Origin of the sequence: Pseudomonas sp. HY2-MNA-CIBAN-0224 (assembly GCF_040310285.1) — a bacterium.
Classification (GTDB): domain Bacteria; phylum Pseudomonadota; class Gammaproteobacteria; order Pseudomonadales; family Pseudomonadaceae; genus Aquipseudomonas; species Aquipseudomonas helleri.
Genome location: NZ_JBEOPQ010000130.1, coordinates 1 through 1083 on the forward strand (window position 1 = coordinate 1; position 1083 = coordinate 1083).

Consider the following 1083-nt stretch of genomic DNA (forward strand, 5'->3'; position numbering starts at 1 on the left):
CTCGGGGCGCAAATCTGATGTCTTGGACTGCCAATGGATCTGGCAACTTATGACACACGGCTTGTTGAGCGGGGCTTTTCGCCCTGCAGACGAAGTCTGCTCGATGCGTTCGCTGGTGCGTCAGCGCGCCAATAAAGTCGCCGATCAGGCCAAAACGATCAATCGCATGCAGAAAGCCTTGAGCCAAATGAATATCCAGTTGGCCAATGTCATCAGCGACATTACTGGCGTAACCGGGATGAAAATTCTTCAGGCCATCAATCACGGTGAGCGCGATCCTCATGCCTTGGCGGCGTTGCGTGATCGACGCATCAAGGCCGATCACGCCACTATCGCGCGAAGCTTGCACGGCAATTGGCGTGTGGAACACTTGCATTCGTTGCGTCAGGAATTGGCGTGCTACGACTTCCTGGAAACGCAGATTGCCGACTGTGACCATGCCATCGCGCAAGCACTGGGGCTGTTACCCATGCGTCAGGAAGAAGTACCAGCAGCACGTAAGGTACTTCGCAGCGCTCATCGATCGGTGACAGAACAGACGGTGCTGCATCAGGCATTAGGTCGCGTGATGGGCGTGGATTTAACTGCCATTCCGACAATCGGCGTCGATACGGCTTTGGTGCTAGCGAGCGAGCTGGGGCCTGATCTATCGCGATTTCCCACCTCGCAACACTTCTGCTCTTGGTTGGGAGTCGCGCCGCCGACTCGAATATCGGGTGGCAAGTCCCTTCCCGGCAGAGGACCGAAGGTCATCAATCGAGCGGCCCAAGCGCTCAAGCAATCGGCCTCCAATGCCCGAAACGACAAAAGTTTTATCGGTGCGAGTCACCGTGCAAGGTTAAGTCGAATGGACACAGGTTGCGCCGTCAAAGCCACCGCCCATCAACTGGCGCGTCTGATCTACGCCATGCTGACCAAAGGCCAGCCATATGTGGAGCAAGGGCTCGAGGCGTACGAAGAGAAGAGTCGCAGCCGGCAGTTGCGAGCCTTGGAGCGCAAGGCACACAAGCTGGGATGGAGGCTTGAAAAAGCTGGGTAGTTTTTTTGAATAAAAACAATGGGTTATTTTATGTTTGATAAGAG

Annotated in this window: 1 protein-coding gene; it reads left to right on the top strand. The window is 55.2% G+C overall.

The annotated features are described in order from the left end of the window. Positions 1–1039: IS110 family RNA-guided transposase (locus AAEZ03_RS25665; RefSeq protein WP_350582511.1), on the top strand; the 1039-nt coding region annotated here is incomplete at its 5' end. Positions 1040–1083 lie beyond the last annotated feature (44 nt).